The following is a 16,435-nucleotide window of genomic DNA, read 5'->3' as shown; positions in this document are numbered from 1 at the left end:
CTTCCGCCAGCGCGCGCGCAATCGCCACGCGCTGCTGCTCCCCGCCCGACAGCTCGTAGGGGCGGTGATGGGCGCGTTCGGCAAGGCCGACCCAGGTCAGCGCCTCGTCGATGCGCGCTTCGCGGTCGGCAGGGTCCGCGCCGCGCATCCGCAGCGGCACGCCGACGTTCTCCCGCGCGCTGAGCAGCGGCATCAGCCCGAACGTCTGGAAGATGAAGCCGAGGTGTTTCAGGCGCAGGTCGAGGCGCTCGCGCTCGTCCATCTGCGCGAGGCTGCGCCCCAGCACCCAGATATCGCCCTGCGACGGCGTATCGAGGCCCGCCATCAGGTTGAGCAGCGTCGTCTTGCCCGATCCCGACCGCCCGACGATAGCCGTCATCTGGCGCGGCCAGACGTCCAGCGTCACGTCGTTGACGGCGTGAATATCCTCGCCCGCGAGGTGATAGATCCGGTGCACGTGCGCCAGGCTGATGACCGGCTCCAGGCTGCTGCTGTAGGTGTCGTACCCGTTCGACATCGTTACTTGTCCTCCCGCCCGTTCCCGCTGGCAACGCCCTGCGCGGTATGTTCCGGCCACACGCCGATGTGATCTTCGTTGAGATGCAGCCGGACGCGGTCTTCCATGTCCAGCGCCTCGATGTAGGCTTCGGGAAGCTGCAAGCGCCCGGCGCGGTCAAGGATGGCGTATTCTTCCTCGTGCAGCGCCACGTCACCTTCGCGCCGCCGCAGGATCTCGGTGCTGGTGCGCCCGTCGCGCATGCCGATCACGCGGTCCACGCGCGTCGCCACGCTCATGTCGTGCGTCACAATCATCACCGTCACGCCGAACTCCTCGTTCAGCGTGCGCAGCGAGTGGAAGATCTGCTCGGCGGAATGGCTGTCCACTTCACCGGTCGGCTCGTCGGCCAGCAGCAGGGCCGGACGGTTCGCCATGCCCACCGCGATTGCCACGCGCTGCTGCTCACCACCCGACAGGCGATCGGGGCGGTGCCTCAGCCGGTCGCCCAGCCCGACACGTTCCAGCAGGTCCGCTGCACGCTCGCGCCGCTCGCGCAGGGGGAACCCGGCCAGCGCCATCGGCAGCTCGACGTTTTCCTCGGCGGTCAGGTACGGCAGCAGGTTGCGCGACGTCTGCTGCCACACGAAGCCGACCATGTGCCGCCGGTAGCGGACCTGATCGCGGCGCGACATTTCGAGCAGGTTGTAATCGCCCACGCGCACGCGCCCGGCGGTCGGGGAATCCAGCCCGCCGAGGATGTTCATCAGCGTGGACTTGCCCGACCCCGACGGCCCGACGAGCGCCATCATCTCGCCCTGGCGGATCAGCAGGTCCAGCCCCTGCAAGGCGACCACTTCCAGATCCGCGATCTTATAAATCTTGACCAGATTTTCGCACTCGATGAAGATCGGGCGGACGCTATCCCCCGATCCGGTGGTGCTGTCTGGTACTGCTGCTGCTTGGCTCATCGTTGTTACCCTCTCGCGCTGTGGACGCTTTTGCGCCTGCGGCGTGTTCGATTGTTATGGTTTGCCTCGTGAGGGCAGTTCGTGACCTGCCCCTACGCTGTCGTCGTTTTTGTGCGCCGGGCGGAGCAAGCCCCGCCCCTACAATCCCCGATTTAGTGATTTCTCCCCCTCTCCAACCCAGATTGGAGAGGGGGCCGGGGGGTGAGGTCGCGTTTAATCCGCCCTACTCACCTTCCAGCCGCAAGACCTGATTGACGCTCATGCGGCGCAGGTACACGGCGGTGATGCCCATCAGCACGCTGTACGACGCAATCAGCGCCACCAGCATGCCCAGCAGGCTCAGCCACGGGATGCTCAGCGTTTCGCCGCCGACCAGCGCCAGGAACGGCAGCAGCAAATAGGCCAGCCCCAGCCCGATCAGGCTGCCGATCAGCAGCGCGGGCGCGATCAATACGATCTGCTCGATCAGCAGCAGCCGCCAGATGTTGCTCGCGTTCCAGCCCAGCGAACGCAGCACGCCGAACGTAAACGAGCGCTGCTTGGCGGTTACCATCAGGTAGAAGCCGAAGTCGAGCAGGCTCAGCGCGAGGCTGATCCAGAACCCGGCGAACAACATGCCCGCCACAGCGCTCGGCAGCGGCTCGCGCTGGATCTCGCCGTAGCGCGTCCACGCCCAGGCCACGTTTTCCACGCCTTGCATATCCGCCAATGCGGTACGCAGCGCGTCGTCCGGCTCGCGGTCGGGCAGATTCAGCCAGATTTCGTTGCGGTCGAAAAAGGCATTCGACGCCGCCGCCTGATTGATCACCGGCTGGATCACGTCCAGCGGCGCGAGCAGGGCCGGTTCGTTATCGGGCACGGAGGGGATGCTGTCCACCACACCCACGACCACGAAGCCGATCTCGACCGATCCCGTGCCGACGTTCAGCACGATATTCTTTTCCTCACCCACGGCCAGCGGCTCGTCAGCGGCAGTCTGGTACGTGCCGGTCCCGGCGAACAACTCCGCGAAGCGGCGCGTGATCACGACCGGGGTGCGCCCGACGTGCGGCTCGTTGACCACGACGCTCGGCTCGCGCATCGCGCCGCCCAGCCGCCCCGCGCGGTAATCCAGGCGCAGCACGGCATCCCCTTCCACCGCCGGAACCTCGCCCGTCACACGCTGAGGCATCACGCCCTGCACGCGGCTAAAGCTGTCGGCGGTCGCCGCCCACGACGACGCGTAAGGATTCGCGGTCGTCGCTTCGGCCCAGAGGTTCGTCTCGTCCTCGAAGCTCTCGATCGTCTCCGCCGTGCCGAACGCGTCCTGCGCGGCGATGCGATCGAGGTAAATGGTATGCTCGAAGGCGTCCAGGTTACCCTGGCGGTCGTTGATGCCGATACGCATCAGATGGTACGGCAAACGTCCCGATTCGGGCAGCGTGCCGCTGAAAGTCAGCCACTCGTCGGTCGGCGTCGGCGCGTTGGTGATGGCCTGAAGGGACTCGCCCGCGTCCGGCGCGACGGAGGTCGGCCCCGTGCCCGGCGCGGCCAGCGGCACGGTATAGGGCACGCCGAGCGCGTCCTGCAAATAGGCGGTGAGCTGCACCGAGACGGCAGGCTCGTCGTCCCGTTCCGGCGGCGTGGAATAGACCTGCACCGAGAGCACGTTCGCGTCGTCGGGCAGGACCAGCCCCGGCGTCGCGGGCGCGGGGATCGCCGCCAGCGGCTTGATCGCCTCGAACAGATCCGGGAAGGCTTTCGCCGCGTCTTCGGTCACGCCGAAGATGTGCACGTCCGTGCGCGACGACGAGCCGGGATCGCCCTCCGCGTGCAGGAACATCGCGGACGACGTGACACCCGGCAGGCGGTCCCAGTTGACCGTGGTCGCGTCCAGATCTGCCGGGTTGATTTCCACCCGCGCGCCGCCGCCCGTTTCCTCGTGCGCAGCGGCCCACGCGCCCCGGTCGCGTGTGGCAGTCAGGCCCAGCGAGGCCGTGCCCAGCGCCAGCGTGCCGATCAGCAGCAGCACCAGCTGCGCGTAGTGGCTCGGATCGCGCGAGACGTTCCACAGCGCCAGCGGCGTGGTCAGGTGGCGGCTGCGCGAAAACAGCCGCGAGAACACGTCCATCAGCCACGGGAAGAAGCGCAGCCACAGCAGCGCCGCCCCGGTCAGCACCAGCGCCGGACCGAGCAGATTAAACGGATCGTTCAGGCCGCCGGTCTCGGTCAGGTTATCGGCAATGAGCCGGATCACGTCGCGCGGGGCGGCGAACAGGTTGTTCAGCAGATCCCCGAACTTGCCGCCGACCAGATAATACAGGCGCAGCATGAAGCCCAGGCCGATCGCCAGCAGCACGAAGTCCAGCGCGAAGCGCGCCCAGGCGGGGCGCGTCGGCGGGCGCGAAACCAACTGCTTCAGGCTCAGCAGGCTGCGGTTGGCGGCGGGCACCGCGGGCGAGGTCAGCACCAGGATCGCCGCGATCGACGCGCCGACGCTCATGTAGATCGAAATGGACGGGATGTGCGTCGAGCCAAGCGGACGCCCGCCAAGCGCGCGCGACAGCGGCCCGAAGTGCTCCATCACGCGCATGAAGACCACGCTCAGCAGCGGCCCGGCGGCCATGCCGATCAGCCCCAGCACGCCGACCGTGAGCAGTTGCAGCGCGACCAACTGGGGCACGCTGCCGCCCCGGCTGACGATGGTGCTCCACTCCGATCCCTGCTGTTCGAGCACCAGCGCCACCGTGTTGATCAGGTGGTAGAGCATCATGATCAGGATCGCGCCGGAAAGCAGCACGATCGGCCCTTCGGTTTCCGAGACATTCCCGGCGAAGTTGTCGAGGATGTTCGTCAGGCCGCTCAGCACCGACAGGCCGGGATGGTACGCGCTGAGGCGGCTTTGCAGCACCGTCAGATGATCGGACACGGCGCGCGTGTTGTCGGCGCTGATCGCGTCGGTGTTGGTCTGGAACTGGTAAATGTAGCTGTTGCCGGGGGTGACGGCGCGCAGCCAGTCGGTGTAGGCTTCGGGAATGGCGGCCATGCCGAAGTCGTAGCGGAAGTTGCCGGGCGACGTTTCCACCCGCGAGCCTTCGAGGAAGTTGCGGTTCCCTTCCCAGATCAGGTCGCCGGGATCTTTCGGCTCCACGATGCCCACCACGACGATCGAGGCGACTTCGCCGGTCCCATCGGCCAGCTTCGTGCCCAACACGATGCGGCTGCCGAGTTCCAGGTTGGCGGCCTCCGCGACGGTGGACGTCACGACGACCTCGACCTCGCCCCGGTTGTAGATGCCGATCTGCCGCGCCTGCTGTTCTTCGTCGCTCAGCCCTGCCGGATCGACCTGATCGGGCGTAGGCAGGCGCACCGGCCACCGCCCTTCGAGAAGGTTCAGGATCGCGGGCATATCCGCGAATGCGTACGGCTGGTATACGGAATCCGTGCGCGACGAGGTGGCGTTCACCACTTCGCCGTAGCGGAAGATGTAGCCCGCCGTCGCCAGATCGCGCGAATTCGCGCCCAGGTCGCTCGTCGGCGGCGTGTAGTCGGCGCGGACGAAGTAGCGGTAGCCCACCGCCAGATCGCCCAATTCGTCGCGCACCACGTTAAACGACTCGCTCGTCAGCGGCTCGTTGTCCACGATGATCGTGATCAGGCGCTCGCGCGGGGCGGCGTTGTCCAGGTCGAAGCGCAGACCCACGTCGGTCACCGCGCGGACGTAAAACGGCCCCAGCGCGAAGAACCCGGTCAGCAGGCACACCGCCAGCAGCAGGATGCTCAGCGAGCGCCACTCGCGGCGCATGCGTTTGAGGATGAGTCCAATGGTCATTCGTTGTCCCCTGCTTCCCCGCGCGGCCTATTCATCGCCCAACCGCAGCGTGCGTGAGAGTGACAGCCGCCGCACCAGCAGCAAACTGGAGCTCAGCACCAATCCCAGCACGATCACCATCAAAACGCCATATTCGATCAGGTTGCGCGTCTCCACACGCATCACGAACGGCGGCACTACGTCCTCGCCCGTCGCGCCCAGCGCCAGCGTCGGCACGACTTGGCTGGCGAGCACGCCGCCCAACAGCGCACCCAGCGCGACCGCAATGCCCATCACGATCACCTGTTCCAGCGCCAGCCCGCCGACCACGCGCAGCGACGAGAGGCCGAGCGCGCGCAGCACGCCGAACTCCGTGCGCCGCGACTGCGCCGTCAGCCCGACGTACGTCAGCAAGCCGACCACGCTCAGCGCCAGCGCGACGATGAACGCCAGATACATCAGGCCCATCAGCCCCAGGCCGAGCGGATTGGTGCGCAGGCGGCCCAGTTCTTCGGCCAGCGTCGCGCTGCTGAGGATCACCGTGCTCTCGTCGTCGAATTCGCGCAGCGTCGCGTTGACCTGCGACTCGCTGCCCGGATCGACCGTGTCATCGACGCGCAGCCACACCTCGTCCGGGTAGAACGTGCCGCTCGGACGCCGGTTGAGCGTGTAGATCAGCTCGCGCTCGTCCACTACCACGAACGAATCGCCCTTGGGGATGCTGTCGGACGGATCGCGGTTGAACAGCGACGGGTAGTAATCGGCCACGGTAACGGGCGTAAACTGCACGCTGCGCCCGCCGATGTTGACCACCGTGAACGCGGGCACGTCGAGGCCGACCGCGAGGCCGTTTTCGGCCTGCACGCGGCTGCTGACGATCGCGTCCAGCGGGCCGAGATCGGGGTAGTTGAGCAGCCCGCCGACGATGGTGCGCTGTGCGGATTGATCCCACAGGAAATAAATCGAGTCGTCGCGCTCGCCGTCGAGATGCGCGCCGGGCAGCGTGCGGCCCGTGGCGGTCGCGCCCCGGTCGTACGCGAACTCCCAGCTTCCGCTGGAGAAAATCGGATAGGGCGTCACGTCACTGCCCTGGTGGAGCGTCATCTGGGCCAGCGTCAGGCGCAGGCCGCGCTCGCCGGAGCGGCTGTTCGGGCTGCGGTATTCCCAGTACATCGAGACGAGCCGCAGCGGGGCCGCCGGGGTATAGGTCAGCGCGGAGAGATCCGCCTCCATGTACACCCACCCGCTCGTGACGAACGCCCGCGCCTCTGCGCCGGGCGCATCCGTGCCCACGCGGTTGTATTCGATCTCGACCGGCTCCACGGGCACAACGACCCACGCGCCGTTCGCATCGAGGAAGCGGAAATAGAGGTCGGTGCGGTTCGTCAGGCGCGACACGCTGGCCTGATAGACCTGATCGCTGGTGAAGCCGAAGCCGGTCGTCTCCATGCGCGCCCACAGCCCGATCTTGTCCGGCACGAGCGGCATTTCTTCGCCGCGCTCCGGCAGATCGATCGGATCTTTGGGCAGACGCAAAATGTTGATCGCGCCCAGATCGGAGCGCCAGTAGAGCGTATCTCCGAACGTCTCCGGGTCGATGCCCAGAATCGTGCCGCGCAGATCGCCCGCGATGCTCGTGCTCAGGTTGACGTTGCGCACGCGGTAGGCGGTGCTCGCCGCCGCGATGCCGTCCTGCGCTTCGTAGTAGTCGGCGCTGCGGGCGCGGTTGGCGTTCAGGTTGGTGTCGCGCTCGGTGAAGCGCACGTCCGTGCCAACCGTATATTTGGCCTGATCTTCGTGGCTGTTGGAGACGGTCGCGCGGAAGCTGGTCGCAAACCAGCCGATGCCGACCGCCAGCGCCAGCAAAAACGTGATGCGCCCGTAATGCACCGGCTCGCGGCTGAGCTGCCAGTTCGCCAGCGCGCTGACCAGTCCGCGCCCGGCAGCGGCGGCGCGCGCCAGCATCCCGGTCAGGATCGGGAAGAAGCGCAGCGCGAGGCTGCCCAGCGCCAGGAACAGCAGCGCGGGAGCCATCAGCATCAGCGGGTCGGCCTGCTGGCCGCCCAGGTTCACGTCTGCGAAGGGCGATCCGCGCCGGACCAGCAGCCACAGCGCGCCCAGCCCCACCAGCGCCAGGATCACGTCGAGATAGAGCTTCTGCCACCACTGCTGGCTGCCGCTGCGCATCGCCGCGCCGCCCGCCTGGATCAGCGGCAGGCGCAGCACGGGCCGCAGCGTGCCCATCAGCGTCAGGAAGGTCACGCCCGCCGCCACCGCCGCGTAGGTGAACACCCGCCCCGTCAGTGGCAGCGGGAACTCGTCCGTGTTCGCCACGATCGGCCCCAGCACCTTGAGCAGCGCTTGCGCCAGGAACGGCGCGATCAGCACCGCCAGAATGCACAACAACAGCGCCTCGATCCCGCGCAGCAGCAAGATCTGGCTGTCCAGCGCGCCGCGACTTTGCAGCATGGCGATCTCGCGCCGCTCGCTGCGCCGGACCAGCGCCGCCGTCACCATCAGGAAGAACAGCACCAGCGCACCCACCTGCAGCAGCAGCAGGCCAAACGGGGCATCGAGCAGATCAACTTCTTTGGCGTAGGTGAGCAGGATGCCCGAGTCCACGTCGTCGCGCAGGGCGTCATAATCGATCAGGCGCGTGGCGTAATTGAATGCGAGGTCCTGGCGCTGCGCGCCCGCCGCCGCATCGACCGCGCTGGGGATCAGCGAATCCTTGAACGTATACTGCATGTTGCGCCCGAACGTGCGCAGCGCTTCGCGGGCCTGATCGACCCGCGCGAACGGCAGATTTTCGTGCGCGAACAGCACACGCCAGCCGATGCGCGTCGGCGTATCGGGCAGGAATTCCGATCCGGCGCGGAACGCGGCCTCGCGCGTGGTCAGCGCGGCAAATTCGTAGTCCCACAGCCCTGCCCCGCTCGCCTTGTCGATCAGGCGCAGCGGCGACGGGTCCATCCAGTACGGCGATTCTTCGTCCAGCGGCGCAACCACGCCCACGATTGCCGCCGTGATGGGCCGGCTGGTCGGGTGACCGCCGCCGGTCTGTCCCTGGTTGTTCATGCCCTGGTCGAATACGACGACCATGCCGTCCGACAGGTTCAGCTCGTTGGCGACCGGCAAGCCAATCACGATCTCCATGTCTACGTCGCCTTCGGGCGTTTCGTTGGGCAGCCGCCCGCTCACGACGCTGACAACGTCTGTCCAGTGATCGTCGTAGCCGACGCGGCCACGCACGCCCACCAGCGGGACCAGCTCGTCCGACTCTTCCGAGCGAATCGACAGGCCCATCGCCTCGCTTTCGACGTAGGTCACGACCTGATCGACCCAGCCGTCGATGTCGCTCAGATCCTGCTGCACGAGGTCCTGCGTCAGCGCGGTCGCTCCGTCCGCCTGCTGTGCGAGTCCGCCCGCCGCCTCCGCCGCGCTGCCGCGCAGGCTGATATTGGCCGAGACATTCACATCTTGCGAAGGCTGCTGCTCCAATCGCTGCAGCATGCCCACCTGGGCCACTGCCGTCGTATAGAGCGGGACCAGCGCACCGACCGATGCGGCCAGCACGGTCCCTGCAAAAATCGTGAGCAGCGAACGCCATTGGGTGATGAGGCGGGCAAAAGCAAGATGAAATGCGAATCGAACCGGGGTGTGACTTAATTCCCGAACGCCGCTGATCCAACGTGTTGTCCAGCGAGCAGATTGCGTACGGCGACCTAGCATAGAATTTCCCTTGACGGCGTGATGGTCGGTGTCAGAGACGGAGCGTCCTGTATTGTACTGTCATATACGCAGCAAACCGGGGATGCTGTCACCCCGAGGCGCGAAGTGGTAATTTTCAACAAAACCGCACTATTCTACCGCTCCTTCGCGCTGCTGAACACGCCGGAGCGAGAATCTGCCTCCAACCGCAATTTTCAGGGGCGGCAGATTTTCAGTGGTGAGGTTGTTTGGCAGGTGCGGGACATCGATCATATAACTGTAAAGTCGTGTGTTAGCTGATGCAGCGGCAGGCAGGCACGTTTGACCTTTATATATAGCTTATGAAAATAACTTACCCAATGGCTACGTCTATGCCACAGTGGCGCGCATTAACAGCGACAGACGGGGTGGACTGTAACGGGAAGTAGGTCCGCTTGTTGTAAAATGGGCGTCAAGCTATACTTGAACTATTAATTGTCTTCGCAGTTGGGTTCCAACGTTCGTCTGCGTCTGCTTCTAAATTATGATTATGATATGATTAAATACATGAAAGAGTTGCGGGCGAAATCGGGACACTCCCGCTGCGATTTCGAAACACTCCCAACAAAGGTGGTAGATTAGCATGGACTTCGAGGAAAATAAGCAACAGCAAGCGGCGTCCGAGAATGAATCAGCCCGTAATTCTGGCGCGCCAGGCCAGGATGACGCCATGTCAGAGCAGAGCTTTGCAGAGCTGCTCGACGCTTCATTCGACTATACGCCACCACGTCGGGGCGAGATTCGGCAAGCTACCATCTTGCAAATTGAGCCGAACGAGATCATCGTCGAACTGGGGGCCAAGAAGGATGGCATCGTCACCGCGCAGGACCTCGAACGCCTGGACGAAACCTTCAGGCGGTCCTTAAAGGTCGGCCAAACCGTGCCAGTGTACGTCTTGAACCCGCGTGACAGCGATGGCAATCTCGTCGTATCGATCAACATGGGCCTCCAGCAGTACGACTGGGACAAGGCGCGTGAGCTGCTTGAAAAAGACGAGGTTGTAGAAGTTACCGTCACCGACCACAATCGCGGTGGTGTGCTGGTCCGCTGGAATATGCTGGAGGGCTTCATCCCCTCCTCGCATCTGGTTTCGGTCAGCGCGGGGCTGCAAGGCAACGAGCGCCGCGACGCGCTGAACTCGCTGGTAGGCGACAAGCTCGGCGTCAAGGTCATCGAAGTGGACCAGGATCGCCGCCGCCTGATCTTCTCCCAGCGCGAAGCACAGCGCGAATGGCGCGCGCAGCAGAAAGCCCGCCTGCTCTCCGAGCTGCACGAAGGCGACATGGTGCGCGGGACCGTCACCGGTCTGCGCGACTTCGGCGCGTTCGTCAACCTGGGCGGCGCGGACGGCCTGATCCACGTCAGCGAGCTGGCATGGCATCGTGTCGATCACCCGCGCGACGTGCTGAAGGTCGGCCAGGAGATCGACGTCTACGTGCTCAGCCTCGACCGCAACACAAACCGGATCGCGCTCAGCCGCAAACGCCTGCTGCCCGATCCGTGGGACGATGCGCTGGAGCGCTATCACGAAGGTATGCAGGTCGAAGGCACGGTCACCAACGTCGTGGACTTCGGCGCATTCATCGCGCTGGACGACGGCCTGGAAGGGCTGCTGCACCTCAGCGAGATGGGCGACGGCTCGCTCAAGGAGCCGTACAGCTACGTCAAGAAGGGCGACCGGCTCCAACTGCGCATCAGCCGCCTGGAACCGGATCAGCGGCGCGTAGGTTTCACGCAGCGGTGGGGCACGGAACAGCCGGTCCTCTCGCGGCCTGAAGGCGAAGAAGAGGCGGAAGCCGCCGAAGAAGAAGCCCCCGTCGCTGTAGCTGCGGAAGCCGCGCCAGAGGTCGAGGAAGAAGCCCCTGCCGCGGTGGCTGCGGAAGCCGCACCGGAGGTCGAGGAAGAAGCCCCCGCCGCGGTGGCTGCGGAAGCCGCACCGGAGGTCGAGGAAGAAGCCCCCGCCGCGGTAGTTGCGGAAGCCGCGCCGGAGGCCGAGGATTCGGCAGTCGCCGAGCCGCCGGAGGCGAGCAGCGAGCCAGAAGAAGAATCGGAAGAAGAGCGCGAATCGTGATCACAGCGCGCAGGCAAAATTGCCTGCGCGTTTCACACTCCACTCTCGCCCTGCCGGGCGATCCTCACGGCGCGCAGTTCATCTCCTGCGCAGCGTTTTACCGATTTTGTGTCTTGAAGCGCAATCGGTTTGACAAAGTTCGCTCGCGTAGCTATAATGCGACGGACTTTCGGGAAGGAGGGCGCTCTTGCGCGAGTAGTCTTGGCTGTTCGGACGTTCCACGCAGTTAGTCACGCAGGCACTTTTAGCTTGCAAGCGCGTTCCAAGCAGCAACGCAGCGCAGTGCGTTCCAGGTAAGCAAGATCCATCGACCGGCGTGCCACGCTCTCATCATGAAGTAGGTGGCCAGCCGGTTTTTTGCTGCTACTGCCCGAAGCCACTCCACATCCGACCCCTGGGGGGACTAGACAAAAATAGATAAGATGGTCAATCTAAACATAAACAGCGACACGACGGAAGCCGAGATGGATTTCCTCACTTTGCTTGAGGAGTCCTTCTCAACCGAGCAGCCCGGACGGGGCGACATCGTCACCGGTGTCATCCTGTCGATCGACAACCTGGGTATGCTCGTTGATATTGGGACCAAGCGTGATGGCGTTGTGCCCCGCAGCGACCTCGAAAAGCTTGGCGAAGACGTCACCTTCAAGCTTGGAGACGAAGTTCCGGTCATGATCGTCCGGTCGGAAGACGAAGACGGCAACATGATCGTGTCGATCTCCCAGGCCAAACAGAACGAAGACTGGCTGAACGCCGAGCAGATGCTGACGACCGAAGACATCGTCGATGGCTTCGTCGCGGATGCGAACCGGGGCGGTCTCATTGTGCCCTTCGGCAACCTGCGCGGATTCATTCCCGCCAGCCACGTCATCGATCTGCCGCGCGGCCTGAACGAAGAAGAGCGCCGGGCGCACCTGATGTCGATGATTGGCCAGAAGATTTCCGTGAAGGTGATCGAGGTCAACCGTCGCCGTCGCCGTCTGGTCCTCAGCCAGCGTGAAGCCCAACGGGAGATCCGCGACGCGAGCAAGGACGCGCTGCTCGGGGAACTCCACGAGGGCGAGGTTCGCCGTGGCCGCGTGAGTGGCCTGCGGGACTTCGGCGCGTTCGTTGATCTCGGCGGAGCTGACGGTCTGATTCACATCAGTGAGCTAGCCTGGCACCGCGTCAAGCACCCGCGTGAACTGCTCAACGTGGGCGACGAGATCGACGTGTATGTGCTGCGTCTGGACCAGGAAGGCCGCCGCATCGGGCTGTCGCTCAAGCGGCTCCAGCCGAATCCCTGGTCGCAGGTGGACGAACTGTACCACGTCGGCCAGGTGGTCGAAGGCGTGGTCAGCCGCGTGACGCAGTTCGGGGCGTTCGTCAGCCTCGACCCGGGCATCGAAGCCCTGCTGCACGCCAGCCAGATCGCTGACCCCACCCCGGAGAATCCGGCGGAGATCCTGCGCGAAGGCGATACGATCTCGGCCCGGATCATCAGCATCGAATCCCATCGCCAGCGCCTGGGCCTCAGCATCCGCGACGTGGAAAATAACCTGCCCACGCTGGAAGCCAGCGAAGGCGAGACATTCGACGCTCCGCAGGACGAAATTGACGCTGGTCAAAGCGAGGCTTACACGGTACAATCGGATGAGCTTGAACCGGTTGCCGAGGAAGAGCCAGTCGCGGAGTAGCATCAACCGATCTTGAAGACGGATGAGGCAGGTTCTGCGTAACCTGCCTTTCTTTTTAACTCCGTCTTTTTTCTGACTGCATCGCAGCCCGGCAGAGCCAAAAAACCATTATAGAAGGGTGGTGAGAACATGGCCCATGTGGAGTTGCAGTCCGGCGAGTCGCAAGAGCAGCTGCTCAAGCGCTTCCGGAAGCAGGTCGCCAAGGACGGCATCCTCAGCACGGTACGGCGTAAGCGCTGGCACGTTTCCAAAAGTGAACTGCGTCGTATCCAGAAGAAGAAGGCAGTCCGACGCGCGCGCCGCAAGCAGCGCAAGACCAGAGCGAGTTAACGACGCGATTCTCAACGATCGCAGCGGCTGGGTCATAGAGGACCGTCGCTGACGCGTTCTCTAGACCCGGCGTTTAATTAGACGCCAGAAAGCAGACAAACATCTCGATGGCGAAACGCACAGACGACAAGATCGAAATGGAAGGGACCGTCGTAGAAGCCCTTCCCAACACCCAGTTCACCGTTGAGCTGGATAACGGGCACAAGGTGCTGGCCTATCTCTCCGGCAAGATGCGCAAGTACTATATCCGCATCCTGTTGGGGGACCGTGTGCGCGTTGAGATGACTCCCTATGACCTCACCCGTGGGCGCATCACCTACCGCTACCGCAAGGGCGGCGGCGCGCCAGCGGAAGAAGAGATGGAGTAATCCCGCACACAGCCAGTTTGCTGGTTCGTGATGGCACAGCCCCAGTCCCGCCGGGGCTTTTGTTCGTTTCTCCCTTTTCACCCCTCAAAACTCAATGAACGCTGACTCGATTCCTGCACCCGGCCCGTTGTGGCGGCTCAACGTCTACAAATATGACGGGCGGCTGCACATCACGCTGCCGCTGCACCTCATGGACGATGACGGCACCCGCCTGTGGATGCGCACGCCGGTCGGCGGCGAAATCAACCACCTGACGCGCGGCAAGTCGTGGGCCATCACTCGCCCCTCGGACATGTTCTTCTGGCGCGAGCAGTGGTACAACGTCTACGTCAACTACGATGAGTCGTGGCAGTTCAGGAATTATTACTGCAACGTCGGCCTGCCACCGGAGATCCGCGACGGCGAGATCGCGTATGTCGACCTTGACCTTGACGTGCAAATCTGGGCGGATGGACGAATGATGATCCTCGACGAAGACGAGTTCGAGGAGCACAGGGTGTTGTTCGGCTATCCAGAAGCGGTGCAGCAGTCAGCACAGGATACCATCGAGGACATATTGGCACGGTGGCGTGCGGGGGCCGAGCCGTTTTCTTGGTACAACACCCGGCCCTGATCGGCGGCTGCGGCGCTGCTAATTCGGATCGGGCATGCCCCCGGTAGGAATACCGTGCAGGCCCCGATCAATCTCCCACGGGTATACAATATAAGCATCGGTGACCGCGCCATAAAAATCCGGTTCCGCCCGGCTGAACAACGAGCGGTAAGGATTGAAGTGGAACACGCATGTGAACGGTGTAGCGCCCGCCGACTGGCAGCGGTTCTTGACCGCCGTGCTGGTCCGCCCACTGCCCCACACGTCGTCCACGATCAAGATGTGCCGGTCTTCGAGCAGCGCATTGTCGGGAAACTGCAAGAACGACGGCCACACCAGCAGCCGCGCCTTTTCGTCCCGATCCAGCTCGCGCGGGAAATCGACCGCCGCGGTCAGCACGTTCGTGATGTCCAGCGCTTCACTGAGCAGACCGCCGGGCACGATGCCGCCGCGCGTGATCATGATCATCGCGTCGAACGAGCCGCTGGCCCGGAGCTGCGGCAGCAGCACATCCACCAGCTTGTCCACTTCATTCCAGGTCAGCCATTCCTGACGCAACGGTCTGCGTGGTTCCATGAGAGTCCTTTTCGTCGGATGCAGGGTACGGCCCAACTGCCTGAAATTATCGCCGCACTTGCAGGGAAAGTCAAAGCCGAAGCCGGACCGGCGCGCGGCGAGGGCCCGGCCCCGTGATGAATTCGTCCAGGTGGCTTGCAACACGCCGCCATGCAACGGATAATCAACACAAGTTTAACGCCAGCGGATAGAGGCGTATGAAGTACCGGAATGTGTCGTAAGGGTAACCGTCTCGCGCCTCGCACACCTCTGCGGACGTGAGTAAGGAGAAATCTCGTGAAGACGAACTCGGAGCGCAGCATCGAAGCACTGACCTGGGCCGCCGTCATCATCTGGGCGGGCTTCGCCTTCATCATGCATCTGGTCGATTACCCGTGGCTGCTGCTGATGGTCCTGAGCATCATCCTGCTCACCTCGGCCATCTACCAGCGCAGCCGGGGCTGGCACACCTCGCTGTTAATCTGGGTCGCGGGCGTGTGGATGGCCGTCTTCAGCGTCATCGAAGTCGTCAACGAAATCGTGAAGGTTATGAACGACGGCGACGGGCTGCAGATCGACATCTGGGTTTACGCGGGCATCGTGCTGATCTCGATGGGGCTGGCCGTCGTGCTGCGCAACCTGCAAGCGCCCACGCCCAGTTCGCGCCGCCCCGAACAGGAGCGCCCGCCCATCGTGCCGACGCAGATCCAGGACGACATGAGTTCCGGCTACCTGGCGCCGGGTGGCGGATCGTCGCGGGTGTATACCGACTCGTACACCGATCCGCGCACCAGCGGCATGACCAGCGGATTCACCAGCAACGTCACGCAGGATCTACCCGTCCAGCAGTCGCGGCCACAGCAGCCCCGCCAGCAGCAGTCGCGCCCCGTCGAGCAGCCCTCGCAGCGATCCTCACGCTCGCGCCGCCGCTCACGTCCGGCCAGCGGCAGCGCGCCCGCGCCCAACGATCTGGAATCGCGGGTTGAGGACATCATTCGCCGCAGCCGCGAGCGCCGCGACCAGGATAACCTGCCCTACTAAACAGCGTCTGGCGAAAGGCAAAAAAGAAATCTCGCCCCGGCCATCTCCAACGGGATTGGAGGGACGCCGGGGTGTTTAGCCGAGCAGCGCCATCACCGCGCCGAAGAAACCCAGCACCAGATAAACGATCGCCACGACGATGCGCACGCGCTTCAGTCCGTAGCGCTCGACCCAGGTGGACATCTGCTCCTCGTTGAAGACGGGTCTCCAGCCCACCACCGTGCCGACGAAGCCCAGGATGCCGCCCGCACAAATAAGCCAGTCGATATTGTTAGTGATAAAATCCACAAAATCCATCGTATATCCCTTTGCGTAGGTCTATCGCTGCCCACCGCCGCGCGCCTATAAGCGCTCACCGCAGATCAATGCCGTGTGCTGCCCCGCGACGCGCGTCAGTACCACCACGGCGGATTCCCCTTCCCCGCCCAGCTTAAGCTGGCGGATCAGGTCTTCCGGCGCGAGCGGACTGCCCCGCTTTTTGACCGTCACGCGCCCAATGCCGCGTGCGCGCAGCGCCGCCCGCAGGCGCTTGAGGTTGAACGGCATCCACTCCCACACTGGCCACGCCCGCGCCCATGGCGAGACGATCCACGTATCCGCCACCAGATAGGCGATGCTCTCGTCCAGCCGGAAAACCGGCACGCTCAGCCGCTCGCCCAGTTCGGCCAGCAGCCCCGCGCGGATGATCGCCGGGTCCGGCTCGTACAGCACCGCGCCCGGCTCGGCCAGCGGCGGCGCAGGCAGTCCGCGCGGCTCCAACGTCTCGCCCGATCCGTCCGGCTCGACGCGGCTGGCGCG

13 protein-coding genes are annotated in these 16,435 nt (G+C 64.3%); 6 read left to right on the top strand and 7 right to left on the bottom strand.

Annotated elements, in window-relative coordinates; all coding sequences use genetic code 11:
- The 4 genes from V7116_RS21255 to V7116_RS21240 form a co-directional block, all read right to left on the bottom strand.
- Positions 1 to 517, bottom strand: a 517-nt coding sequence (locus V7116_RS21255; protein WP_324393987.1) for an ABC transporter ATP-binding protein, incomplete at its 3' end; no start/stop codon positions are given.
- 2 nt (positions 518 to 519) lie between these two features.
- Positions 520 to 1,467 carry an ABC transporter ATP-binding protein gene (locus tag V7116_RS21250; protein ID WP_324393986.1) on the bottom strand — a complete coding sequence of 316 codons (948 nt, stop codon included), beginning with the start codon at positions 1,465 to 1,467 and terminating at the stop codon, positions 520 to 522.
- 223 nt (positions 1,468 to 1,690) lie between these two features.
- Positions 1,691 to 5,278 carry an FtsX-like permease family protein gene (locus V7116_RS21245; protein WP_324393985.1) on the bottom strand — a complete coding sequence of 1,196 codons (3,588 nt, stop codon included), beginning with the start codon at positions 5,276 to 5,278 and terminating at the stop codon, positions 1,691 to 1,693.
- A gap of 27 nt (positions 5,279 to 5,305) precedes the next feature.
- Complete coding sequence (locus tag V7116_RS21240) at positions 5,306 to 8,833, bottom strand: FtsX-like permease family protein (protein ID WP_324393984.1); 3,528 nt, start codon at positions 8,831 to 8,833, stop codon at positions 5,306 to 5,308.
- Positions 8,834 to 9,677: 844 nt separating this feature from the next.
- On the opposite strand from V7116_RS21240, the gene V7116_RS21235 reads away from it, so the two are divergent.
- From V7116_RS21235 to V7116_RS21215, 5 genes are all read left to right on the top strand, one after another.
- Positions 9,678 to 11,078 (top strand): 30S ribosomal protein S1, encoded by a 1,401-nt coding sequence (locus V7116_RS21235; protein WP_324393983.1) that lies wholly within the window; start codon positions 9,678 to 9,680, stop codon positions 11,076 to 11,078.
- Between the two features lie 464 nt (positions 11,079 to 11,542).
- Positions 11,543 to 12,751 carry a 30S ribosomal protein S1 gene (locus V7116_RS21230; RefSeq protein WP_324393982.1) on the top strand — a complete coding sequence of 403 codons (1,209 nt, stop codon included), beginning with the start codon at positions 11,543 to 11,545 and terminating at the stop codon, positions 12,749 to 12,751.
- A 129-nt stretch (positions 12,752 to 12,880) separates the two neighbouring features.
- Positions 12,881 to 13,081, top strand: coding sequence for a 30S ribosomal protein S21 (gene rpsU, locus V7116_RS21225; protein ID WP_324393981.1), 201 nt, complete (start codon positions 12,881 to 12,883; stop codon positions 13,079 to 13,081).
- A 107-nt stretch (positions 13,082 to 13,188) separates the two neighbouring features.
- Positions 13,189 to 13,449: a translation initiation factor IF-1 gene (gene infA / locus V7116_RS21220; protein WP_324393980.1), complete on the top strand. Its 261-nt coding sequence runs from the start codon at positions 13,189 to 13,191 to the stop codon at positions 13,447 to 13,449.
- Between the two features lie 94 nt (positions 13,450 to 13,543).
- Positions 13,544 to 14,062 (top strand): DUF402 domain-containing protein, encoded by a 519-nt coding sequence (locus V7116_RS21215; RefSeq protein WP_324393979.1) that lies wholly within the window; start codon positions 13,544 to 13,546, stop codon positions 14,060 to 14,062.
- 18 nt (positions 14,063 to 14,080) lie between these two features.
- Here V7116_RS21215 and V7116_RS21210 read toward each other — a convergent pair whose 3' ends face one another.
- Positions 14,081 to 14,617, bottom strand: a complete 537-nt coding sequence (locus V7116_RS21210; RefSeq protein WP_324393978.1) for a phosphoribosyltransferase — start codon at positions 14,615 to 14,617, stop codon at positions 14,081 to 14,083.
- A gap of 276 nt (positions 14,618 to 14,893) precedes the next feature.
- Between V7116_RS21210 and V7116_RS21205 the strand changes: the two genes are divergently transcribed.
- Entirely contained in the window at positions 14,894 to 15,637 is a 744-nt protein-coding gene (locus tag V7116_RS21205) for a hypothetical protein (protein ID WP_324393977.1), read from the top strand.
- A 75-nt stretch (positions 15,638 to 15,712) separates the two neighbouring features.
- Here V7116_RS21205 and V7116_RS21200 read toward each other — a convergent pair whose 3' ends face one another.
- Positions 15,713 to 15,934 carry a hypothetical protein gene (locus V7116_RS21200; protein WP_324393976.1) on the bottom strand — a complete coding sequence of 74 codons (222 nt, stop codon included), beginning with the start codon at positions 15,932 to 15,934 and terminating at the stop codon, positions 15,713 to 15,715.
- A gap of 45 nt (positions 15,935 to 15,979) precedes the next feature.
- Positions 15,980 to 16,435, bottom strand: a 456-nt coding sequence (locus V7116_RS21195; protein ID WP_324393975.1) for a THUMP-like domain-containing protein, incomplete at its 5' end; no start/stop codon positions are given.

This window comes from Aggregatilinea sp., assembly GCF_036822615.1.
Classification (GTDB): Bacteria; Chloroflexota; Anaerolineae; order Aggregatilineales; family Aggregatilineaceae; genus Aggregatilinea.
The sequence above is the reverse complement of the archived record's forward strand: the minus strand, read 5'-3'. Positions and strand labels throughout refer to the sequence as shown.